The sequence below is a fragment of the Streptomyces sp. NBC_00433 genome (assembly GCA_036015235.1).
Taxonomy (GTDB): domain Bacteria; phylum Actinomycetota; class Actinomycetes; order Streptomycetales; family Streptomycetaceae; genus Actinacidiphila.
In genome coordinates this window covers 6,233,001-6,255,749 of record CP107926.1, presented here as the reverse complement: position 1 = coordinate 6,255,749, position 22,749 = coordinate 6,233,001, and the positions used below count along the sequence as shown (strand labels likewise).

Here is a 22,749-nt window from a genome sequence, read left to right as displayed (position 1 = left end):
GCGGCGACCGCCCCCTGCCAAGACGCCGGCGCGGCCCATGAAAACCGCCTCAGCCTACCGGCCCACTGCCCGCGTCCCCCGTTTCGATGCCGGGCCCCGCTCCGGTGCGACCGACGTCACACCCGCGCGCTTCCGCGGGGCGGTTGGGGTTAGTGGTGCGCTTGGCGGGGCGGAGGCGGGCGGCCGCCACGGTGGAGGCGAGGGCGAGGAGGGCTGCCGGGAGGAAGACCGCGGCGAAGGCGGCCGGGTGGGCCGCCACCGCCGTGCCGCCCGCGGCGGCGGACGGCGCGAGCGAGCCGCCGCCGAGCGCGGCGAAGGCCGTGCCCGCGGCGGCCACCAGCACCACCTGCGCCAGCGCGTCGCTGACCTGCAAGGCGGCGGAGTTGGTCCCGGCGTCCTGCGGACGCGAGATCCGCATCAGCAGCACCGACAGCGTGGAGATCACCATCCCCATCCCCATGCCGGCCAGGCACCAGGCGACGGCGACGATCCACACCGGCACGGCGTGGTCCAGCGCCAGCGGCACCGCCGCTATCGCGGTCGCCGACAGCACCATGCCGACCTGCACGAGGCGCTCCCGCATCGGCTCGAAGCGCGGCCTGGCCTGGAGGTAGGAGCCGAGTGCCCAGGTCAGCCCGCCGCCGGCGAGCGACAGGCCCGCCATCGTGGCGGACAGCCCGCGCTGGGTGACCAGCATCAGCGGGATGAAGGTCTCGGCCGCCGCGAAGGTGCCCGCCGCCAGGCCGCGCATCAGCACCACCGCGGGCAGCCCGCGCACCGCGCGGAAGGTGCCGGGCGGCAGCAGGCGGCGGGCGGCCGGTACGAGCAGCGCGGCGCCGGCGAGCGCGGGCAGCGCCGACAGCGGGCGCAGGTCCTGGCCCGCGTATTGCAGCAGCACCGCGCCCGCGGCCAGCGCGACGGCCAGCCAGATGCGCCGCCCGTCCATGCCGGGCCGCGGCCCGGCGTCCTGCTCGGGCGCGGCCACCGTACGCCGCAGCGCGGGCAGCATCACCGCGAGCGGCAGCGCCACGAGCACCGGGATGGCCAGGAAGACCCAGCGCCAGCCCAGTTGCTCGGTCACCGTCCCCGACACCAGCGGCCCGACGATCGACGGCACCACCCAGGACGCCGAGAAGGACGCCATCACCGAGGGGCGCAGCCGCTCCGGATACGCCCGCCCCACCACCACGTACAGCGCGACGATCACCAGCCCGCCGCCGAAGCCCTGCACCGCCCGGCCCAGCACGAACGTCCCCATCGCACCGGCCGTCCCGCTGACCACCAGCCCGGCGGCGAAGCCCGCGATCCCGGCGGTCAGCGGGCGCAGCGGCCCGCTGCGGTCGCACCACTGGCCGCTGACGACCATCGCGAGCAGCGAGGTCGTGAAGTAACCGGAGAAGCCGAAGGCATACAGTCCGAGCCCGTGCAGGTCCCTGGCCGCGATGGGCATCGCGGTGCTCACCGCGGTGGCCTCGAAGGCCACGAGCAGCACCACCGAGACCACCCCGAGCGTCAGCGCCCGGTATTCCCGCCCCAGGATGCCGCCCGTCCCGGCCTCGGGTATCAGGCGCTCTCCGGCTCGCTCCTCCGCAACAGTCACCGGCTCAGCGTAAGGGGCAATCGCCCGTTTCACTCCTGCCACGGGACCGGACCCGCCTCCGCCTTCCGTCCTACGCCCCCGGCCGTTTTGTTAACGACGTGTGGCGGTCGTATGGCAGCGCCGCCCGCCCCATTGACCCCGCCCACCCGCACCCGTCATGGTCGTACCAGAGAGCACGCACATGGCCGTGTGCCCGAGTGGTTGAGGGACTCGTCTGCAAAGCGAGTGACGCCGGTTCGATTCCGGTCACGGCCTCCGGTACGAGAAGGCGGCACCCCGGCCGGGGTGCCGCCTTCTCCTTGCTGCGCCAGGCGCGGGCCGCGGGCTCGCCCAGCAGGGAGTGGGCCGCGGCCGTCCGTGCCGAGTGGAAGCGGCGGACGGCGTGCACCTCGTCGCCCTGCCCGCCGTCCGCCACGGCGGCATCCGACCAGCCGGGCGGCGCCCTCGGGGGGGATTGGCCCACACTTTCCGGGGGCGATTGGCACACTCCGGGAGGCCGTGGCCCCCGTACCGTCTGGCGTATGACGGAACGAACGAAGGACACACCGGTGGGGACGGGCGCGGACGTGCTGCGGGCGCTGCATCACGGGCGGGCGGTCGGGGATCCGCTGGTGCTGCCGGGGCCGTGGGACGCGGCCAGCGCGCGGGTCTTCGCGGACGCCGGCTTCCCCGCGCTGGCCACGCCCAGCGCCGGGATCTCGGCGAGCCTGGGCTACGAGGACGGTGAGGGGACGCCGCCCGGTGAGATGTTCGCCGCGATCCGCCGGATCACGCGGGCCGTCGACGTGCCCGTCACCGCCGATGTCGAGACCGGCTACGGCCTGCCCGCCGCCGAGCTGGTCGAGCGGCTGCTGGAGGCCGGCGCCGCCGGGTGCAACCTGGAGGACTCCGACCCGTCCGCCGCGACGCTGGTCGACCCCGCCCGGCAGGCCGACCGCCTCGCGGCGGTCCGCGCGGCCGCCGGCCCCGCGCTGGTGGTCAACGCCCGCGTGGACACGTACCTGCGCGGCCCGCGCACACCCGCCGCGGCGATCGAACGCGCCCTGCTCTACGCCGAGGCGGGCGCCGACTGCGTCTATCCGATCCTCGCCCCGGCGACGCACCTCACGACGATCGCCGACGCCGTCGGCGTCCCGCTGAACGCCCTGTGCAAGCCCGGCACCCCCTCCCCCCGCGAACTCGGCGCCCTCGGTGCCACCCGCGTCACCTTCGGCGGCGGCCTCCAGGCCGAGGCACTTGAGGCGGTCAGGGCGATGGCCGCCGGCATGGCCGGCTGAGGCCGGCGGCGGCCTACCCGGTGCAGTAGCCCTCGGGGCAGAAGGACGCGCGCAGCACCTCGAAGACGTTCTGGTAGGTGGGCCAGTCGGAGTCGGGTCCCGCGACCAGCAGCGCGTACTGCACGCCGTCGGGGCCGGTGAAGGCGCGGTCGACGACGTGGCGGGTGCTGCCGTCGTCGCGGACGTAGGTGTATTCGAGGTCGGCGGCGTCGGACGCGTCGTCGTCGATGATGTACCGCAGCCCGAGCAGCTGGTACTGGTCGTTGCCCGAGACGGTCTCCTCGGTCGCCTTCAGGGAGTCGTAGGGCGTCGTCTCCGGGCTGGTGAGCGCGAATACCTGGATCAGGCCCGACGCGTCCTGGCTCTCGTAGTAGACGCTGGCGCCCCCGTCGCTGCGCTGCCAGGCCTCCGGCACGTCGAGGGTGAAGCCCGCGACGTCCTGCAACCGCTCGAAGCCGGGCGGCGGTTCCGTCGTCGGGTCCTCGGTGCTCGGGTAGTCGGTGGTCGGGTCCTCGGTGGTCGGATAGTCGGTGGTCGGGTAGTCGGTCGTGTCGGAGTCGCCGGCCCCGCCCGCGTCGTCGGTCGCGGCCGGATAGGTCGAGTAGGCGGCCGAGGTGTCGGTGCCGCTTAGGCCCGGTGCCCCGGCGGCCGGACCCGAACCGCTCCCCGAGTCCGTCCGCGACGCCCACAGCGCGACGCCGGCCACCACGCAGACCAGCACCACGGCGAAGGCCACCAGCAGCACCCGGCTGTTGCCGCCGGCCCGGCTCAGCAGGCCCGGCGTCCGCGGCGCGATCACCGGCCACGGCTCGCCGGCCTCCCCTGGCGGCGGGTCCTGCACCCAGCGCTGGTTCTCCGCGTCCCATCTGGCCATCAGGAACACCCCCCTCTCAGCCGAGCAGTTGCAGGCAGGCCTGGACGACCGCCGCCGCGGAGGCCAGCCCGGCCGCGGCCGACGCCCCCAGGTCGAGCCGCTCGCGCAGCCTTTGCAGCCGGTCGCGCCGCACCTGGCCGCCCTCGGCGATCTCCCGCTCGGCCACGGCCAGCTCGGCGTCGATCTCCGCGGTCTCGTCGCTGGGCGCCAGCGCCCGCAGCTGCTCGCGCAGCGCGCCGACGGCGGCGGCCAGCTCCGCGGACGCGTCGACATACCGCGTCGAGGCGTCGACCGCCCTGGCGTCCTGCCCCGCGGCCACCGCCCCGCCGGTCATCGTGCCGACGCCGATACCGGCGGGCGGCGCGACCGGCTGCGGACCGGTGTGCGGGGCCGGCGGAGGCGCCGCCGCCCGGCGGGCGCGGTCCTCGGCGCGGGCGCCGCGCCCGGCTGCCGCCGCCCCGCCGGTCATCACGCCGATCGTGATGCCGCCCGCGGCCGGCGCCGCGGGGGCCTCCTCCCGCGGCGGCTCCGCCGCGTCCCGCCGCACGTCCTCCGCGCCGTCCGCCTGTTCCGCCGCCATCACGCACCGCCTTCCGTGTGCTTCGCCGACGCCCGCTCCCCCGTCGCGACCGCGCCGCCGCTCATCGCGCCGATGTAGACACCGCCGCCGCTGACGTTGACGATCTGCTGCTCGAACTCGCCGGTTGCGTAGCCCTTCTGCCGCAGCGCCTCCCGCACGCCGCTGGCGATCCGGTCCTGGACGGTCTTCACGTAGCGGCTGATGTCCATCTCCTGGAAGAGCGACACGTCCCGCGCGCTGCCCAGCTCCCGCACCGAGGTGGCCGGCCCGTCGGGATACGCGTGCTCCGGGTCGGCCAGCCAGGTGCGGAAGACGGTGACGCCGGTGCGTACCAGCGAACCCCCCGCCGCCAGGCCCGCGGCCGGGCTCGCCAGCAGGCTGCGCAGCGCCCGCCGCACCGGGTCGGCCTGGCCGCGCGCCTCGATCACGTCCACGGCCCTGAATTCCGCCCGCACGGGGGTCAGGACGTGCGGGACGACCTCCAGGACGAGCATGCCGCCCTGGGTGTGGACCCGGACCAGGATGGAGACGACGACCTGCTCCTCCCAGGCGCCGACCCGGATGCGCAGGAAGTGCCTGCGTGCCTCGCCGCCCTCGCCCGCCGCGGCCATGAGGTGCTCGTCGACGGTGCTCGCCGCGTACTCCACCTCGGCGCGGCGCAACCCGGCGGGCAGGTAGACGAATTCGTCGATCTCCAGCGAGCGCAGCCGGTCCCTGCTGGCCGCGGCGGAGTCGCGCAGCGCCGTCATCCGGGGCTTGATGAGGTCGATGACCTCGCGCCCGGTGAGCCGCGGCCCGTCCGCGGCCCCGCCATCCTTCCGCTGCTCGACCGGCTTCAGCTCCATGGCCAGCGACCAGGGTTCGTACGGCTTCCCGGCGCCGATGAAGGGCCGGAAGGGGTCGTAGATCGTCAGCGGCGAATACTGCTCGCGGTCGATGGCGGCGCCGATCCGCCGCCACTGCGGGGAGTCGCCCAGTGCCGCGCGGGGCGCGTGCGGGTAGGGCCCGCGGCCCAGCTCCGCGCACATCACGGCGGTGACCCGGCCGCGGTGGACCCACACCGGGATCGCGAGCAGGAAGGGGAAGGCCGCGCCCGCCCACGCGTTGCGGCCGCTCAGCAGCATGAAGACGACGGCCCCGGCGTAGAGCAGGCCCACGAAGGGGGTCAGCACCGGCAGCAGCAGCTTCAGCCGGCCGTGCGTGGCCTCCTTGACCATCGCACGGTCGAAGGTGAAGACCGCCAGGCCCACCCCGGTCGCGCTGCGCCTGGCCCAGGCCATCACGCAGAGCAGCGCGTAGGCCACGAACCAGGGGATGCGCAGGAGGGGGTCGGAGCCGGCGCCGGTCACCGCGAAGGCGATGAAGAACAACCAGACCACCGCCAGCCACGCCCCCGTCCCGGCCTCCAGGCGGCGGGCGCGCAGCGCGTGGGCCAGGACCGGCAGCGCGTCGATGCCGAGCGAGGGCGCGACCGGCCGCTCCTCGTGCTCGACCAGCTCCTCGATGACGCGGGTGCGGAAGGCGGTGTCGAAGTAGACCCCGGCGCTGAGCAGCCGGGTCGCCTCGGTGCGGAAGGCCGGCGGCCGCGCGCCCTCTCTGGGTGGCGGAACGGTCCCGGTGGGTGTGCTCATACGTCCCCCGTTGTCCGAATGCACGGCCGCGGCGGGCGCAGGCAGTGCACCTGGTGTCACCCTGAGTATGACGGCCCGTCAGCGGGCAGGTGCCACTCCGGCGAACAACGGGGGACCAATAAAACTACGTCTGCGGCTTCACGATGGCGGCCTGCGGGCGGATGGGCAGGCGCGTGACGGGGCGGCCGGTGGCGGCACGGACCGCGGCGGCCACCGCGGCCGGGGACGTCACGACGGGCACCGCGCTGACCGCCTTGGCTCCGAAGGGCGCCACGACGTCGCGCTCCTCGACGAGTCTGACGATCCGCACGTCGGGTGCGTCGAGGGCGGTGGGAAGCGCGTAACCGGTGAGGCTGGGGCGCTTCACGATGCCGCGGGGCGCGCGCAGGTCCTCCATGAGGGCCAGGCCGACGCCCTGCGTGACGCCCGCCTCGATGCGGGCGGCGAGCTGGCGCGGGTTGAGGACCCGGCCGACGTCCTGGGCGACGGCCAGCTCCACCACGCGCACCGCGCCCAGTTCGATGTCGACGTCGACCACGGCCCGGATGGCGCAGAAGGTCAGCCCGACGAAGGCGTCGCCCTGGCCGGTCTCGTCGAGCCGGTCGGTGGGATGCGGGCGGCACTGCGCGGTCGCCCACAGCTCCTTGCCGTCGAGGGTCTCGGCGACGGTCGTGGAGAGCACCCCGTCGTAGGAGGTGATCTTCCCGTCGGCGATGGTCAGCAGCTCCACCGACATGCCGAACTTCGCCGCGAGCGGCTGCAGCAGCTGCGTCCGCACCATCTTCGCGGCCCGCTCCACCGCCCCGCCCGAGACCCAGGTGTGCCGGCCGCGGGCGGCGGGCCCTGCGGGCGGCTGGTCGGTGTCGGAGGGCAGGACGCGGACATCCTCGACGCCCAGCACCTCCTGGACGATCTGCCGGGCCAGCGTGGTGAAGCCCTGCCCGGTCTCGACGGCGGCGCAGATGACGGTGGCGCGGCCGTCGTGGACCCGCACGGTCGCGGTGGACACCTCGTCGGTGCCCTCGGCGCCCAGGACGTGGACCATGCCCAGCGCGTAGCCGACGCCGCGGCGCACCGCGCCGGGCTCGCCCGCGCCCGAGGTGCCGCCGGGCAGCAGCCACTGCGACTCGTCGTCGCCGTCGGGCAGCGGCGGCAGCTCGGCGTCGCGCACGGCCTTCAGCAGCTCGCCGACCGGCGCCGGGCAGGTGACGGTCTGCCCGGTGGGCAGCAGGTCGCCGGTCGCCAGCACATTGCGCATGCGGATCTCGGCGGGCTCCAGGCCGATTTTGGCGGCGAGCTTGTCCATCTGGCCCTCGTAGGCCGTGCAGACCTGGAGCGCGCCCTCGCCGCGTACGTGCCCGGACGGCGGGTTGTTGGTGCGTACGGCCCAGCCCTCGACGAAGACGTGCGGGACGACGTAGGGACCGGCGGCGAAGGCCACCGCGGCGGCCAGCGCGTCGGAGGACGCGTCGGCGTAGGCGCCCGCGTCCAGCAGGATCTGCGCCTCGACCTTCACCAGGCGGCCCTCCGCGTCCGCGTGGTGGCGGTAGCGCAGCAGGGTGGGGTGGCGGTGGGCGTGCCCGAGGAAGGACTCCTCGCGGGTCGCGACGAATTTGACCGGGCAGCCGGTCCGCAGCGCCAGCAGGCCCAGCGGCAGCTGGATGCCGGAGTCCTCGCGGTCGCCCATCGCGCCGGGCACACCGGTGACGACGACCTTGACGTGGTCGGCCTCCAGGCCGAAGCAGGCCGCGGCGATGTCGCGGTCGGCGTGCGGATCGGTGGAGGCGACGTACAGCTCGACGCCGCCGTCCGGGCGGGGCACGGCGAGGCCGGCCTCGGCGCCGATCGGGGCCGGGTCCTGGCGGCCGACCCGGTAGAGGCCCTCGACGATGACCTCGCCGACGGTGTCGGGGTCGCCGAAGCGCAGCGGGATGTGCCGGATCAGGTTGCCGTCGGGGTGCAGCGGCTCGGCGGCGAAGGCCTTCTCCGGGTCGGTGACGGGTTCGAGCACGTCGTATTCGACCAGGATCGCGGCGGCCGCCAGCCTCGCGGTGTCCGGGTGGTCGGCGGCGACCGCGGCGATCGGCTCGCCGTGGTGCCTGACGATGTCCTTGGCGAAGACCGGCCGGTCGGCGACGAGCCGCCCGTGCATGGCGTCGCCCGGCACGTCCTCGTGCGTGACGACGGCACGGACGCCGGGCATCGCGGCGGCCTCCGTGGTGTCGATACGGACGATGCGCGCGTGCGGATAGGGCGAGCGCAGCACCGCGGCCCACAGCAGCCCCTCGGCCCACAGGTCGGCCGCGTAGGGATACGTGCCCTGCGTCTTGGCCGGCGCGTCCGTCGACGGCACCGATGTGCCGATGCCGTGCGGCGGCCCCCCGGCCAGGCTCTCCGCGACGGCCCCTGGCCCGTCGATGACGCTCATCGCCGGCCTCCCGCGCGTGCGCCCGCGGCGCTTCCGTTGTGTCTTCCCGCCCGCGGCCGCCCCTGCGGGGGTGGGCCGCCGGCGGCTGGGGCGAGGATGCCGGTGCGGGTCATACGGCGGCCTCCGGGGAGGTGGGGCCGGGCTGGGCGGGGATGCGGACGGCGGGCGGCGGATCCTCGGCGTCCCGGGTGGTCACGACCTGGCGGACCGCCTCGATCACCCCGCGGTAGCCGGAGCAGCGGCACAGGTTGCCGGAGAGCGCCTGGCGCGTCTCCAGGTCGGTCGGGCGGTGGTTGCCCTCGAGGAGGTCGTGGACGGTCATCGCCATGCCGGGGATGCAGAAGCCGCACTGGACGGCGCCGCACTCCACCAGGGCCTGCTGGACGTCGGAGAGGCGGCCGTCGGCCGACAGGCCCTCGACCGTGCGGACCTCGCTGCCCGCGGCGGTCGCCGCGGGCACCAGGCAGGACGCCACGAGGCGGCCGTCGACCTGGACCGAGCAGGCGCCGCACTCGCCCTGCTCGCAGCCGTCCTTGGCGCCGGCCAGGCCGAGGCGCTCGCGCAGCACGTACAGCAGCGACTCGCCGAGCCAGGCGTCGGTCACGGGGCGCTCGGTGCCGTTGACCCGCAGCAGGTAGGAGGCCAGCGGGTGTTCGCTGCGGGTCTCCTCGACGGGTACGGGCTCGGGCTCGGCCTCGGCCTGCGGCTCCGGCTCGGCCTGCGGCTCCGGCTCGGCCTGCGGCTCCGGCTCGGCCGGGGGCTCCAGGTCGAGCGGAGGCTCCAGGTCGAGCGGGGGCTCCGAGGCCTCCGGGTCGGCCTCGGCCGCCGCGTCGTGCTCCGGCTCGGGCTCGGGCACCTCGTCCACCACCGCGGACCACGCGGCCTCCGCCGCCGTCTGGTCGACCGGCTGCCACGGCACCGCGTCGCCGCCGGAGAAGGCCGCCCAGTGCCCTTCCGGCTCGGCCTCGACGGGCTCGGCGGGGGGCAGGGCCTGGGCCGCCGCGGCGGCCTGCGCGGCCGCCGCGCCCTGGCCGAACATCCCGGCCGGGAAGGACTGCGTGGGCGCCGCGGGCGACGGCGCCCGGTCCCACGACGACGTGAAGGCGCCGACCGAATACTCGCCCGAGTCGCCCTCGGGCTCGTCCCTTATGACGGGGATCGTCCACTGGGTGGCCGGGTCGGTGTCGCCGACGGGCCCGTGCGCGCTCAGCGGGTCCTCGCCGGGGAGCGGCTCCGGCGGGAGCTGCGCGGCGAAGGAGACGTGCATGGTCTGGTCGGGGTCGTAGTCCCCGCCGCCCGGAACGGGCTGCCACGCCCCGGAATTGCCGGGCCGGCCCGGCTGCTGCGGCTGGTCGGTCATGCCAGGGCCCTCCCGAGCGCTCGGCGGGACAGTGCGGCCACCGTACGGCGCAGCTGGACGGCGGCGGGGGGCAGTTCGACCCCGGGCTGGTCGGGGATGCACGCGGCGGCGACGTATTCGCCGAAGGCGGTGCACGCCTCGGGGGCGAGGGTGCGCTCGCCGTCCCAGTCGATCAGGCCGGCGACCCACTGCTCGGCCTCCAGCGGGCGCAGCGGCACCTGGGCGACCGCGCCGACCGCGCACCGCACCTGGCGCCTGGCCGGGTCGACCACCAGCGCGACCGAGGCGACCGCGCGGCCGGGTCCGGTGCGGCCGGTGGCCTTGAGGAAGGTCTGCGGGGCGTGCAGCAGCGGGATGCGGACGAAGGCCAGCAGCTCGCCGGGCCGCAGCGGGTCCATTCCGGTCAGCAGATGGCTGACCGGGACCTCCCGGTCGGCCTCGGGCCCGGCGAGGATGACGCTGGCCTCCAGCGCGGCCAGCACCGGGAGGGCGTCACCGGTGGGCGCGGCGGAGATGATGTTGCCGCCCAGGGTGCCCGCGTTGCGGATCTGCGGGGGTCCTGCCGAGCGGGCGGCGGCGGCCAGCGCCGGGATGAGCGCGGCGAAGTCGGGGCGGCCCATCCGCGCGTGCGTCAGGCCCGCGCCGAGCAGCGCGGCGCCGTCCAGATACTGCCAGCCGCGGATCTCGGCGATACGCCCGAGGCCGACCAGCGCGGCCGGCCGCAGCAGCCCGGCGTTCACCGACGCCATCAGGTCGGTGCCCCCCGCGACGGGCACGGCGCTGGGCATGGCGGCGAGCGCCGCCACCGCCTCGTCGAGCGAGGACGGCAACGTGACATTCTCCGCGGTCTGCTGTGCATACGTGCTCACGCAGCTGCCCCTTCCCGGCCTTCCTCCGTCACGCGGTAGCCGTACCGTACGTGCTGAGCGCCCGGACGTGGCAACTCTGGCACATCTTCCCCCGGGGTCGGCGCGAGGGTCCACGAAGTACCGATCCGTCCGCCACGCGTGCGATGGTACGTCTCCCGGAGAAAACGGCACAGTGCCGGAATTGCCATCCTTCGTACGCGTTACGGCGGTTACGTGTCCACGGTGCCAGGTCCGCCGCGGCCTGGTGCGGTAGTTGCGGAATGGTCACACGATCGTGGGCGGACCGTCCAACGGGCGCCCCAGGACACCCGGGCGGCGCTGCCAGGGACGCGGGCCGCCGGGCGGGCGGTATTCGACGCCCAGGGCGTCCAGCCGGGCGTAGTGCGTGCGCATCCTGGCCTCGAAGTCCGGCCAGTCCCGCTCGGCGGGCGGCGGCAAGGCCGACCAGGCGACCTCGGCCAGTGCGGCGAGCCGCGGGTAGACCGCGTAGTCCACCGCCCGCGCGGAGTCCAGGACTTCGGTCCACACGTTGGCCTGGGTGCCGATGACGTGCTCCGCCTCGGCCGCGGTCAGTTCGGCCGGCACCGGCTCGAAGCGGTAGACGTCCTCCAGGGTCCGCACATGGGCGATCGGCACCGGCTCGTCGGGGCCCTCCGCCTGCCGCCAGTCCAGATAGACCTGGCTCTGCGGGCACATCACCACGTCGTGCCCCGCCCTGGCCGCCGCGACACCGCCCGCGTAGCCCTGCCAGGACGACACCGCGGCGCCCTCCGCGAGACCGCCCTCCAGGATCTCGTCCCAGCCGATCAGCCGCCGCCCCCGGTCCGCCAGCCAGCGGTCGAAGTGCCGGATCAGCGCGCTCTGCAGCCCGTCCTCGTCCGCCACCCCCAGCTCGGCGATCCGCGCCTGCGCGGTGGGCGAGGCCCGCCACTGCTCCTTGGGGCACTCGTCGCCGCCGATGTGGAAGAAGGTGCCGGGGAAGACGTCCAGCAGCTCGGCCAGGACGTCCTCGTAGAAGCGCAGGGTCGCCTCGGTCGGCGCCAGGACGTTGGGGTTGATCCCCCACTCCGGCAGCACCGGCAGGGCGGCGGTGTCGACGACGTCGGTGTTGCCCAGCTCCGGATACGCGGCGATGGCCGCCTGCGAGTGGCCCGGTATGTCGATCTCCGGCACCACCGTGATGTGCCGGGCCGCCGCATAGGCCACGATCTCCCTCAGGTCGTCCTGGGTGTAGAAGCCGCCGTGCGGCCGCTCGTCCCACAGCGGGGACTCCCGCAGGCCCACCTTCGTCCGCTCCCGCCACGCGCCCACCTCGGTCAGCCGCGGGTAGCGGGTGATCTCGGGCCGCCAGCCCTGGTCGTCGGTGAGGTGCAGGTGCAGCACGTTCAGCTTGTGCGCGGCCATCAGGTCCAGGTGGCGCAGGACACCGTCCTTGGGCATGAAGTGGCGTGCGACGTCCAGCATGAAGCCGCGCCAGTGGAAGCGGGGCCGGTCCTCGATTTCGCAGACCGGCAAGGTCCAGGGGGCCGCCCCTGGCGCCGGGGCTCGGCGGAAGGCCGCCGGTGCCAGGAGCTGGCGCAGCGTCTGTGCGCCCCAGAAGACGCCGGCGGCGTCACCGCCCGTGACCTCGACGGTGCCCGTCGTGACGCTCAGCCGATACGCCTCGGGGCCGAGGCCCGCGTCCACGGCCAGCCGTAGGGTGACGCCGTCCCCGTGTCCCGCCTCGTGGAAGTCCACGCCTGTCGCGGGGGCGAGGACCCCGCGTATCCACCGTGCGGTGGCCTCGGTGCCTGGGCCCACGTCCAGCCGAACCGATTCGCCCAGCTCGACCGAACCGCCGTCCGCCGCCCCTGCCAACCGCACCCGCGGGATGAGATCCATACCCCCATCCTCCCCCCGGTGGTGGACCCGTCTCGCAGTTCCCCGAGCCCCTGGGTGAGTGCCGCTTGCGGTGGCGTTGCTTTGTTTCGCGCCTCTTCGGCGGGGCGCGCAGTTCCCCGCGCCCCTGAAAAACGCGTGCCCTCCGCGCAGAGCCACTGGCCGGGGCGAAGGCCTGGTCGGCAGAGGACGCGAGCCCCAAAGGGGCGCGGGGAACTGCGCCACCAGCCACAGCGAACCGCAACTGTGAACGCGACAGAACGAGGCACCCACCCAGGGGCGCGTGGGGGTACCCCCAGGTGAAGTGCTGGGGGAGAACTGCGCGCACAGCCCCCACCGGTCCGCAGACAAGCCCGCACCGCACGGCGCAGGCGCCCGGGGGCCGGGTGGGCGCGGGGCCGGAGGGGGCCCAGGGGAAGGGCGCGGCCGGTCAGAGTGACCGGGAGCGCAAGGTGCGGGCGTGGGTCGAGAAGGTCGCCGCCGCGAGGCAGGACAGGACGAGCCAACCCAAGTGCGCGAGGGCGAGGTCGCGCCAGGTGGAGCGGGAGGCGGACCCGGCGACCGCGGCCGCGAGCGTGGCGCCGAGCAGCAGCGCGGGGATGACGATCTGGAGCCGGCCGAACCAGGAGAAGAGGAAGGTCCGGCGGGTGAATTCGGGCCCGTACCACCAGTGGACGCCGACGACGGCGAGGGCGAGTGCGGCGGCGCCCGCGGCGGTGACCGGGACCGCGGCCCACAGGGGCCACAGCTCGCGCCGCCACGCGCGGTCGGCGACGAGCCCGGTGGTGATCAGCGGCGCCACGGGAATGGCGGCGCCGACATGTGCGGCGCGGATCTGCCACAGCCGGGGGTCCGCGGCGAGCTCGGTGCGGACGGTCGCCCGGATGCCGCGCAGCCGGGCGCGCGCCCCCGTCCCCGTACGCCTGGCGTGGACGCGGACGACGACCGCGAGCAGTGCCGCCGTGGCGACCAGGACGAAGCCCGCGGCGATGAACTGCCAGTTGTCGCCGGTTTCGATGCGGTAGAGCTGGATGCCCCAGAGCAGGGCGACGGCGAGCCCGCCGGTGAGGACGCCGGCCCGGGGGGCTTGGAGCTGCCCGGGGTCCGCGCCGAGCAGCAGGGAGCGCTCGACGGCGGTGCGGTGCTCGGGTCGGAGCCGCCGGGGTATGCGGCCCAGGATGCTGCGGCCGGCGCTGAGGGAGCGGGCCAGCGCGACCTGCGCCTCGGCTTCCTGCGGGGCGAGGTCGACGGCCCGCCGGGCGGCGGCGACCGCGTCGGGGACGCGGCCGAGCCGCCGGTAGACGTCGGAGAGCAGCACGGCCGGCTCCCAGCCGTCCGGCTCGGCCCCGGTGGCCCGCAGCGCGACGATCAGCGCGTCGTGGGCCTCGTCGAGTGAGAGAAGGACCACACCGGCCAGGACGAAGACGTCGGCCGCCTCCGCGGGCCCGGCGAGTGCCAGCGCCCAGTCGACGGCCTCGCGGGCCTCGGGCCCGCGGTTCTCCTGGGCCAGGACCCAGGCGCGCAGCAGGTAGCCGGCGCTGCCGTTGCGTTCCACGAAGGCGTCGCCGACCACGGCGTGCGCCTCCGCGAAGCGGCCCTGTCCGACGAGCGCGTGGACGCGCTCGTTGCTGGTGGAGTCGTCGTCGGGCGCGTCCGGCGTACCGAACACGCCCCCGTCACCCTCGTCGCCTTCCACAGGCCTCCCCTGTCCGCCGGAAGGGCGTCAGGCGTTGCCGCCCTTGCCCTTGCCCGACTTGTCCTTGTCTCCGCCGCCGCCGCCGAGCGGCATGCCCTCGTAGATCTCCTTGCACATCGGGCAGACCGGATATTTCTTCGGATCGCGGCCGGGGACCCAGACCTTGCCGCACAGGGCGACGACGGGCGTGCCTTCCAGCGCGCTCGCCATGATCTTGTCCTTCTGGACATAGTGCGCGTAGCGCTCGTGGTCGCCGTCACCGTGGGAGAGCTGCGGAGTCGGCTCGACCAGAGTGCCGGTGCCCGCCCCGCGCTCGGGCTCAAGAGTGCTCATAGGAGACAAGACTAGTTGAGAGACGGATCGTCGGGATACGTGGCCACCATCGCCAGCTCATTGCGCTGCCTGCGCAGCACCGACCGCCACAGCCTTTCCGGGTTCGGCGCGGACACGTCACCGGGTTCCGACTCGACCACGTACCAGGCGCCGTCGACCAGCTCGCGCTCCAGCTGGCCGGGCCCCCAGCCGGAGTAGCCGGCGAAGATCCGCAGGGAGCCCAGCTCGGCGGCGAGCAGCTCCGGCGGGGCCTCCAGGTCGACCAGGCCGATCGCCCCGTGCACCCGGCGCCAGCCCAGCACCTCGGTCCCGTCGCCGGGGCGCGGCTCGCCGGGGACGACGGCCAGGCCGAGGGCGGAGTCGAGCGAGACGGGGCCGCCCTGGAAGACGACCTGCGGCAGTACGGCGAGCGCGGCCCAGTGCTGGAGCACGTCGCCGACGCCGACCGGGGTGGGCCGGTTCAGGACGACGCCGAGCGACCCCTCCGCGTCGTGGTCGAGGAGGAGCACCACTGCCCGGTCGAAATTGGGGTCGGCCAGTTTCGGGGTGGCGACGAGCAGTCGTCCGGTGAGCGAGGACACCTCGGTCATGGTCCACATGATCCCGCATGCCGACCCGCTGCGGAGGGTCGTACGGGGTATACGGCCCGGTACGGATCAGCTGCCCGACCAGCGCGGGGGCGTACTCGGTGGTACGCACCCGGCCGCCGGGCCGCGGCACCCGTACGGCAGGGGTCGGCACGGCCCAGCGGCAGGGGTCGCCGGGCGCATTACCATTTCCCCTGTTCTCCCTGGCACTACCCGTTCCGACGATCGCGAGTTCCATGACCGACATCGCCGATGTACTGCTTGTCCATGGCGGAACCCCCCTCGAAGGCGAGATCCGGGTCAGAGGCGCGAAGAATCTCGTGCCCAAGGCCATGGTCGCCGCCCTCCTCGGCAGTGAGCCCAGCCGGCTGCGCAATGTGCCGGACATCCGCGACGTCAGAGTGGTGCGCGGGCTGCTCCAGCTGCACGGCGTGACGGTCAACACCGGCGAGGAGCCGGGCGAGCTGGTGCTCGACCCGACCCGGGTGGAGAGTGCGAACGTCGCGGACATCGACGCGCACGCGGGCTCGTCGCGTATCCCGATCCTGTTCTGCGGTCCGCTGCTGCACCGCCTCGGCCACGCCTTCATCCCGGGGCTGGGCGGCTGCGACATCGGCGGCCGGCCGATCGACTTCCACTTCGACGTGCTGCGCCGGTTCGGCGCGACGATCGAGAAGCGGGCCGACGGGCAGTACCTGGAGGCGCCGCAGCGGCTGCGCGGCTGCAAGATCCGGCTGCCGTACCCGTCGGTGGGCTCGACCGAGCAGGTGCTGCTGACGGCGGTGCTCGCGGAGGGCGTCACGGAGCTGTCGAACGCCGCGGTCGAACCCGAGATCGAGGATCTGATCTGCGTCCTGCAGAAAATGGGCGCGATCATTTCCATGGACACCGACCGTACGATCCGCATCACCGGTGTCGACAAGCTGGGCGGCTACACGCACCGGGCGATTCCCGACCGCCTTGAGGCCGCGTCGTGGGCGAGTGCGGCCCTTGCGACCGAGGGGAACATCTACGTTCGCGGTGCGCAGCAGCGGTCGATGATGACGTTCCTGAACACCTTCCGGCGGGTCGGCGGCGCCTTCGCGATCGACGACGAGGGCATCAGGTTCTGGCACCCGGGCGGCCCGCTGAACGCCATCGCACTGGAGACCGATGTGCACCCCGGTTTCCAGACCGACTGGCAGCAGCCGCTCGTGGTGGCCCTCACCCAGGCCGCGGGGCTCTCCATCGTGCACGAGACGGTCTACGAGTCCCGGCTCGGCTTCACCTCCGCGCTGGGCCAGATGGGCGCACACATCCAGCTCTACCGCGAGTGCCTGGGCGGCAGCGCCTGCCGGTTCGGGCAGCGCAATTTCCTGCACTCCGCGGTGGTGTCGGGGCCGACCAAGCTGCAGGGCGCCGACCTGGTGATCCCCGACCTGCGCGGCGGCTTCTCGTACCTGATCGCGGCGCTCGCGGCACAGGGCACCTCGCGGGTGCACGGCATCGACCTGATCAACCGCGGCTACGAGAACTTCCTGGCCAAGCTGGAGGGCCTGGGCGCGCACATCGAACTGCCCGGCCTGCCCGCGCAGCACGCGAAGGCCTCGGCCGCGGCGGTCGCCTGACGCCGCGACCTGCGGCGCCGGCACGGAAGGGCGGCCTCCCCCGGTCCGGGGAGGCCGCCCTTCGACGCGCTCGCGGGCTTACTTGCCCTTGGCGGCTTCCTTCAGCTTGGAGCCCGCGGAGACCTTCACGCTGTACCCGGCCGGGATGTTGATCGGCTCACCCGTCTGCGGGTTGCGGGCGGTGCGGGCGGCACGGTGAGTGCGCTCGAAGGTCAGGAAGCCGGGGATCGTGACCTTCTCGTCGCCCTTGGCCACGATCTCACCGACGGTCTCAGCGAACGCGGCCAGAACGGCGTCGGCGTCCTTGCGGGTCACCTCTGCGCGGTCGGCCAGGGCGGCCACCAGCTCACTGCGGTTCATATCTGTACTCCCGTGTTCTTTCTGCCATGGGGGCGCGAGCTACGAAGCTGTTGCTGTGTGCCTCACTGCCCAGGTGTGCATCCTGCCCCCATATATGGGCGGAAAGCCAATCGCCTGCCCGCGCGAGTCGCGGAAAAACCGTTGCGGCACGGCGGGGATGACGGATTGTCGTCACATGCTCGACGCTCGGAATACGAATCCGGCTCTTTCCCGTCCTACAACCCGTGCCCCGCCGGTACGGACGCCGCGGCGGCCACCGCGGGGCCCTGCGCCTTGGCCGCCTCCCGTACGGCGTCGGCGACCGCGCCGGCCACCTTGTCGTTGAAGACGCTCGGGATGATGTAGTTCGCGTTCAGCTCGCCGTCCCCGACGACCGCCGCCAGCGCGCGGGCCGCGGCCAGCATCATCTCGGTGTTGACCGTACGGGACTGGGCGTCCAGCAGGCCGCGGAAGACGCCGGGGAAGACCAGCACGTTGTTGATCTGGTTGGGGAAGTCGCTGCGCCCGGTGGCGACCACCGCGGCGGTCTGCCGGGCCACCGCGGGGTCGACCTCGGGGTCGGGGTTGGCCAGCGCGAAGACGATCGCGCCGTCCGCCATCCCCGCGACGTCCGCGCCGTCCAGCACGTCGGGCGCCGACACGCCGATGAAGACGTCGGCGCCGGCCACCGCCTGCTTCAACGTCCCCGTGACGCCCTCGGGGTTGGTGTTGTCGGCGATCCAGCGCAGCGCGGACCCGGCGGGCGCCTCGACCAGGTCCTCGCGGCCCGCGTGCACCACACCGTGGATGTCGGCGACCACCGCGTGCTTGACCCCGGCCGCGATCAGCAGCTTCAGGATCGCCGTACCGGCCGCGCCCGCCCCCGACATGACGACCCGTAGGTCGCCGATCTGCTTGCCGACCACCCGCAGCGCGTTGGTCAGCGCCGCCAGCACCACGATGGCGGTGCCGTGCTGGTCGTCGTGGAAGACCGGGATGTCCAGCGCCTCGCGCAGCCTCGCCTCGATCTCGAAGCAGCGCGGCGCGGAGATGTCCTCCAGGTTGATCCCCGCGAAGCCGGGGGCGATCGCCTTGACGATCGCCACGATCTCGTCGGAGTCCTGGGTGTCCAGGCACAGCGGCCACGCGTCGATCCCCGCGAACCGCTTGAACAGCGCCGCCTTGCCCTCCATCACCGGCAGCGCGGCCTTCGGCCCGATATTGCCCAGCCCCAGCACCGCGGAGCCGTCGGTGACCACGGCCACGCTGTTGCGCTTGATCGTCAGCCGGCGGGCGTCCTCCGGATTCTCCGCGATGGCCATGCAGACCCGGGCGACACCGGGCGTGTAGATCATGGACAGGTCGTCGCGGTTCCGGATCGGGTGCTTGGACTGCATCTCGATCTTGCCGCCGAGGTGCATCAGGAACGTACGGTCCGAGACCTTGCCGATCGTGACACCCTCGATGCCGCGCAGCTTCCCGACGATCTCGCCCGCGTGCTCGGTCGAACTGGCCGCGACCGTCACGTCGATACGCAGCCGCTCGTGCCCCGACGCGGTGACGTCCAGACCCGTGACCGACCCGCCGGACGACTCCACGGCGGTGGTCAGCGCACTGACCGCGGTCCCCCCCGCGGGGACCTCCAGCCGTACCGTGATCGAGTAAGAGACGCTTGGCGCCGTTGCCATGACGACCTTCTTCCGGTTCCTGCCTGAGGGTGTTCGTACCCGTGGAAGACTACTTCCACGATGTGAAGGCACGGCAACACCCCGGTTCTGCCTTTTGCCCCACCCGGGAAGAGCTTCCGCCCACGGTTTGTTAGCCTGAGTACGACACCGGCCCGATCCAAGCCCCCGGGCCCAACCTTAGGCGCTTCGAGCGCCCACTTGCCGCGAGGCGAGCATGGCGGGTCGGTGTCACCAACCTCACCACCCCGCGGGCGCCCGCGAGCCCGCCGGCGCCCCTCAGCCCCTGCGTCTGCCGATGCGGGGGCCGTGGCTTGCCCCTTGCGGTGCGTGCCTGCCTTCCCGGCCGCTGTGGTCGCCCGCGCAGTTCCCCGCGCCCCTTCGGGCCTGCGTCCTCCTACGCCCAGGCGTTGGCCCCTGCCAGGGGCCCTCTGCGCAGGAGGATGACCGTTTTCCAGGGGCACGGGGAACTGCGCGCCCCGCCAAAACGGCGTCGCAGACAAGCACCGCACCGCAAGGGGCAACCACCCAGGGGCGCGTGGGGGTACCCCCAGGCGGAGCTCTGGGGGAGAACGGAGCGCACAGCCCCCACCGGGCCGCGGACAAGGCACCGCACCGCAAGGGGCAGGGCCCCAGCCGCACCGTGGGGTCAGGACATGGGCCTGAGGAGGTCGGGGACGCCTGCGGCGTCAGGCGCGTCGGGGGTCGTCGCGAGCACCGTGAGGCGCTGGGTCGCGCGGGTGAGGGCGACGTACAAGACGCGAAGGCCCGCGGGGGACTCCTCCGCGATCTCGGCCGGGGACACCACCACCGTCGCGTCGTATTCGAGGCCCTTGGCCTCAAGGCTGCCCAGCGCGACCACGCGCTCCCCGAGGCCCTCGATCCAGCCGCGGGCCTGCGCCCGCCGGTTCATGGCGACGACGACCCCGACGGTCCCGTCGACCTCCGAGAGCAGCCGCGCGGCGGCACTCCGGACGTCGGCGCCGAGATCGCCGCCCGCGACCTCGTAGCGCGGCACGATGCCGGTGGAGCGGACCGCCCGCGGGGACTCCATCCCCGGCATGGCGAGCGCGAGCACCGTCGAGGCGACCTCGGCGATCTCCGCAGGGTTGCGGTAGTTGACCGTGAGGGTGAAGCGGCGCCGCGGCCGGCTGCCGAGGGCCTCGTCCCGCGCCTGCGCGGCCTCCTCCACGTCGGACCACGAGCTCTGCGCCGGGTCGCCGACGATCGTCCAGGTCGCCGTACGGCCGCGGCGGCCGACCATCCGCCACTGCATGGGCGTGAGGTCCTGCGCCTCGTCCACGATGACGTGGGCGTATTCCGTCCGCTCCTCGTCGAGGCGCTCAGCGCGGCCGCGCCGCCCGCCCGGCATCCGGTCCGCGTAGGTGGTGACCTCGTCCAGGCCGGTCAGCTCGTCCATCGGGTCGGCCTCGCGCTGCTTGGGCCGCGGCGCCGGGCCCAGCAGCATCTCCAGCTCGTCCAGCAGCGCCACGTCGTGCGCGCTGGAGCCGTCCCTGCGCAGCGACCGCGCCACCCGCCGCACCTCGGGCGGCGTCAGGACCCGGCGTGCCCAGCGGGCCAGCCGCTTCTCGTCGGCGAGCGCGGCCAGCACGCCGCGCGGCTCAAGGACCGGCCACCAGGCGTCGAGGAAGTCGATGAAGTCCTGCTCGGTCGAGATGTCCTCGTCGAAGCCCTGCCGCTCCTCGGCGGCGAGTTCGGCGTCGTCGAAACGGCGCCCCGTCTTGCGCCACAGCGCGTCGAGCAGCAGCCGCCGGGCCCGCGGGCGCAGCAGGTTGACGGGGGCTGTGCCGCCGAGCACGGTGTGCCGCAGGTCGGACAGCTCGCCGGCGGACAGCTCGACGCGCCGCCCGAAGGCCACCACCCGCAGTGTCGCGGGGCCCTCCAGGGCCAGGTCGAGGCAGCCCCGTGCCGCGTTGCGCAGCACCTTCTGCATCCGCAGGGAGCCCTTGACGCGGGCGGTGGCGGGCTCGTCGTACAGATCGGCGGTCACACCGTCGACCAGCGAGCCGACCGCGCGGATCGCGACCTGCCCCTCCTCGCCGAGCGAGGGCAGTACGCCTTCGGTGTACGCGACCAGCAGCGGCGTCGGGCTGACGCACAGGATGCCGCCGGAGTAGCGGCGCCGGTCCTGGTAGAGCAGGTACGCCGCCCGGTGCAGCGCCACCGCGGTCTTGCCGGTGCCGGGGCCGCCGGTCACCTCGGTGACGGACGCGGCGGGCGCCCTGATCACCATGTCCTGCTCGGCCTGGATGCTGGAGACGATGTCCCGCATGCTGTGCGTCCTGGCCTGGCCGAGCGCGGCCATCAGGGCGCCGTCGCCGACGACGGGCAGGCCGGTGGTCAGCTCGGGGCGCAGCAGGTCGTCCTCGACGCCGAGCACCCGGCGCCCCTTGGACCTGATCACCCGGCGCCGTACGACCCGGCCGGGCGCGACCGGCGTCGACCGGTAGAAGGGCGCGGCAGCCGGCGCCCGCCAGTCGATGACCAGCGGCGCGTAGTCGGTGTCGAGCACGCCGATCCTGCCGATGTGCAAGGTCTCGGCGATGTCGGCGGTCGCGTCGTCGCGGATCGCGTCGTCGGCGGGGTCGATGGAGGTGAAGGCGCCGTCCGCGCCCTTCTTTCCGTCCTTGCCGCGCAGCAGGTCGATCCGGCCGAACAGGAAGTCCTCGAACTCGTTGTTCAGCCGGTTCAGGTGCACGCCGGCCCGGAAGACCTGCGCGTCCCGCTCGGCGAGCGCGCCGGGCGTCCCCACATGGCCTTTCTTCGCGGCGTCGCTCATCAGGAACTCCGCCTCGTGGATCTTCTCCTCAAGGCGGCGGTAGACCCGGTCGAGGTGCTGCTGCTCGACGGCGATCTCCCGCTCCCTGACTCCGCCGCCCCCCTGCCGGTCCTGAACTGCGGTCTGCGCGGCCACGCAGGACCCCCTTCGTCTGTACGTCATGCGCCACCCCGCCGGTTACCCGTTCCGTGCGAGGGGCAGCCTGCAACCGTACGCGACCTGCGCGCTTCTGCCCACCCGGCGCATCAGACCGACCCGGGCAATTCGCTCGGGGGGCGGAGGGATCAGGCGTTGCGCAGTGCCGGACCGGTACGCCTGCGGTGCCTGGCGACCCGCTCGCGGTTGCCGCAGACCTCGCTGCTGCACCAGCGCCGGCGCCTTCCGCGGGAGGTGTCCAGATAGACCAGGGCGCAGTTCTCGCCCTCGCAGCGGCGCAGCTGGGAGCGCGCGACGGGGTCGGTGAAGAGGTCCACCGCGTCCCTCGCCACCGCCGCGAGCAGGCCGGCCGCGTCCGGCGGCGCCGCGAGTGCCCTGGTCAGGGCGCCGTCCGCGCCCAGCACGGCCCGCGGCGCGGGCGGGGCGGCGGCCCGCGCGACCTCGTTGAGCCGCGCCACCGCCTCCGGCGGGGGCGGGGTGCCGGTGAGCTGGGCGCCCACCAGGTCCTCCAGTAACGCGCGCAGGTCCGTCAGGCCCCGCGCCCACCCCTGGTCCGCCCGTACGGGCGTCCCCGTCGGAACCAGCCCGGTGCCGTACACCCACTCGACCACCCGCTCGACCCGGTCGAGCCGCTCCCCGACCGGCCGCGCCACCCGCGTCGCCACGAGATCCAGGCACACCCGCCCCCCGTCGAACCTCAACTCCCCCATCGCCCCCTCCCTTCGCCGCCCCCAGAGTGCCGGTACCCCCCAGTCGGGGGCTAGCGCCTTGCATGCACAGCACCCCCCACTTCCCGCGCACCCCCGGAGACGCTGCCCCCTACGGCGACCGGTCACCTTTCCCACCGCTGTGGCTGAGCGCGCAGTTCCCCGCGCCCCTTTCGGCCTGCGTCCCCCGCCGTCAGGCGTTGGCTCCCGCCAGGGGGCTTGCCTCTGCGCCGGAGGATGACCGTTTTTCAGGGAGGGGCGCGGGGACTTGCGCGCCCCGCCAAAAAGGCGGGAAAAAAGCAACGCCACCGCAAGTGGCACCCACCCAGGGGCGTGGGGAAC

The 22,749-nt window shown here is 74.1% G+C and carries 16 protein-coding genes, 1 tRNA gene and 1 pseudogene; 3 read left to right on the top strand and 15 right to left on the bottom strand.

What is annotated here, in order from left to right:
- Positions 1–49 precede the first annotated feature (49 nt).
- Positions 50–1,600 (bottom strand): MFS transporter, encoded by a 1,551-nt coding sequence (locus OG900_26635; GenBank protein ID WUH93338.1) that lies wholly within the window; start codon positions 1,598–1,600, stop codon positions 50–52.
- Positions 1,601–1,783: 183 nt separating this feature from the next.
- On the opposite strand from OG900_26635, the gene OG900_26630 reads away from it, so the two are divergent.
- Together OG900_26630 and OG900_26625 are read left to right on the top strand one after the other, a co-directional pair.
- Positions 1,784–1,855, top strand: a tRNA-Cys gene (locus OG900_26630).
- Between the two features lie 266 nt (positions 1,856–2,121).
- A complete protein-coding gene (locus OG900_26625; protein ID WUH93337.1) occupies positions 2,122–2,877 on the top strand; it encodes an isocitrate lyase/phosphoenolpyruvate mutase family protein in 756 nt (251 codons plus the stop codon).
- Positions 2,878–2,890: 13 nt separating this feature from the next.
- Here OG900_26625 and OG900_26620 read toward each other — a convergent pair whose 3' ends face one another.
- From OG900_26620 to OG900_26575, 10 genes and pseudogenes are all read right to left on the bottom strand, one after another.
- Positions 2,891–3,751, bottom strand: a complete 861-nt coding sequence (locus OG900_26620) for a hypothetical protein (GenBank protein WUH93336.1) — start codon at positions 3,749–3,751, stop codon at positions 2,891–2,893.
- Between the two features lie 16 nt (positions 3,752–3,767).
- On the bottom strand, positions 3,768–4,331 hold the full coding sequence (locus OG900_26615) for a hypothetical protein (protein WUH93335.1): 564 nt from the start codon (positions 4,329–4,331) through the stop codon (positions 3,768–3,770).
- A complete protein-coding gene (locus OG900_26610; GenBank protein ID WUH93334.1) occupies positions 4,331–5,962 on the bottom strand; it encodes a hypothetical protein in 1,632 nt (543 codons plus the stop codon). The genes OG900_26615 and OG900_26610 overlap by 1 nt, the downstream gene beginning before the upstream one ends.
- A 124-nt stretch (positions 5,963–6,086) precedes the next feature.
- Complete coding sequence (locus OG900_26605; GenBank protein ID WUH93333.1) at positions 6,087–8,390, bottom strand: xanthine dehydrogenase family protein molybdopterin-binding subunit; 2,304 nt, start codon at positions 8,388–8,390, stop codon at positions 6,087–6,089.
- A 109-nt stretch (positions 8,391–8,499) separates the two neighbouring features.
- Positions 8,500–9,177: pseudogene (locus OG900_26600) on the bottom strand ((2Fe-2S)-binding protein).
- Between the two features lie 569 nt (positions 9,178–9,746).
- Complete coding sequence (locus OG900_26595) at positions 9,747–10,619, bottom strand: FAD binding domain-containing protein (protein ID WUH93332.1); 873 nt, start codon at positions 10,617–10,619, stop codon at positions 9,747–9,749.
- Positions 10,620–10,883: 264 nt separating this feature from the next.
- The gene (locus tag OG900_26590) at positions 10,884–12,500 is read right to left on the bottom strand and encodes a beta-N-acetylhexosaminidase (protein WUH93331.1); all 1,617 of its coding nucleotides are present in this window, start codon (positions 12,498–12,500) and stop codon (positions 10,884–10,886) included.
- 427 nt (positions 12,501–12,927) lie between these two features.
- Positions 12,928–14,193 carry a hypothetical protein gene (locus tag OG900_26585; protein ID WUH93330.1) on the bottom strand — a complete coding sequence of 422 codons (1,266 nt, stop codon included), beginning with the start codon at positions 14,191–14,193 and terminating at the stop codon, positions 12,928–12,930.
- Between the two features lie 27 nt (positions 14,194–14,220).
- A complete protein-coding gene (locus tag OG900_26580; GenBank protein WUH93329.1) occupies positions 14,221–14,526 on the bottom strand; it encodes a DUF3039 domain-containing protein in 306 nt (101 codons plus the stop codon).
- 11 nt (positions 14,527–14,537) lie between these two features.
- Positions 14,538–15,116 carry a YqgE/AlgH family protein gene (locus OG900_26575; GenBank protein ID WUH93328.1) on the bottom strand — a complete coding sequence of 193 codons (579 nt, stop codon included), beginning with the start codon at positions 15,114–15,116 and terminating at the stop codon, positions 14,538–14,540.
- Between the two features lie 233 nt (positions 15,117–15,349).
- Here OG900_26575 and murA point away from each other — a divergent pair, with 233 nt between their 5' ends.
- Positions 15,350–16,720 (top strand): UDP-N-acetylglucosamine 1-carboxyvinyltransferase, encoded by a 1,371-nt coding sequence (murA, locus tag OG900_26570; protein WUH93327.1) that lies wholly within the window; start codon positions 15,350–15,352, stop codon positions 16,718–16,720.
- Positions 16,721–16,798: 78 nt separating this feature from the next.
- Here murA and OG900_26565 read toward each other — a convergent pair whose 3' ends face one another.
- The 4 genes from OG900_26565 to OG900_26550 all read right to left on the bottom strand — a co-directional run bounded on the left by OG900_26565 (position 16,799) and on the right by OG900_26550 (position 22,410).
- On the bottom strand, positions 16,799–17,080 hold the full coding sequence (locus OG900_26565; GenBank protein WUH93326.1) for an HU family DNA-binding protein: 282 nt from the start codon (positions 17,078–17,080) through the stop codon (positions 16,799–16,801).
- Positions 17,081–17,295: 215 nt separating this feature from the next.
- Complete coding sequence (locus OG900_26560) at positions 17,296–18,747, bottom strand: NAD-dependent malic enzyme (protein ID WUH93325.1); 1,452 nt, start codon at positions 18,745–18,747, stop codon at positions 17,296–17,298.
- A 646-nt stretch (positions 18,748–19,393) separates the two neighbouring features.
- The gene (locus tag OG900_26555; protein ID WUH93324.1) at positions 19,394–21,706 is read right to left on the bottom strand and encodes a UvrD-helicase domain-containing protein; all 2,313 of its coding nucleotides are present in this window, start codon (positions 21,704–21,706) and stop codon (positions 19,394–19,396) included.
- A gap of 122 nt (positions 21,707–21,828) precedes the next feature.
- Positions 21,829–22,410, bottom strand: coding sequence for a CGNR zinc finger domain-containing protein (locus tag OG900_26550; protein ID WUH93323.1), 582 nt, complete (start codon positions 22,408–22,410; stop codon positions 21,829–21,831).
- Positions 22,411–22,749: the final 339 nt, after the last annotated feature.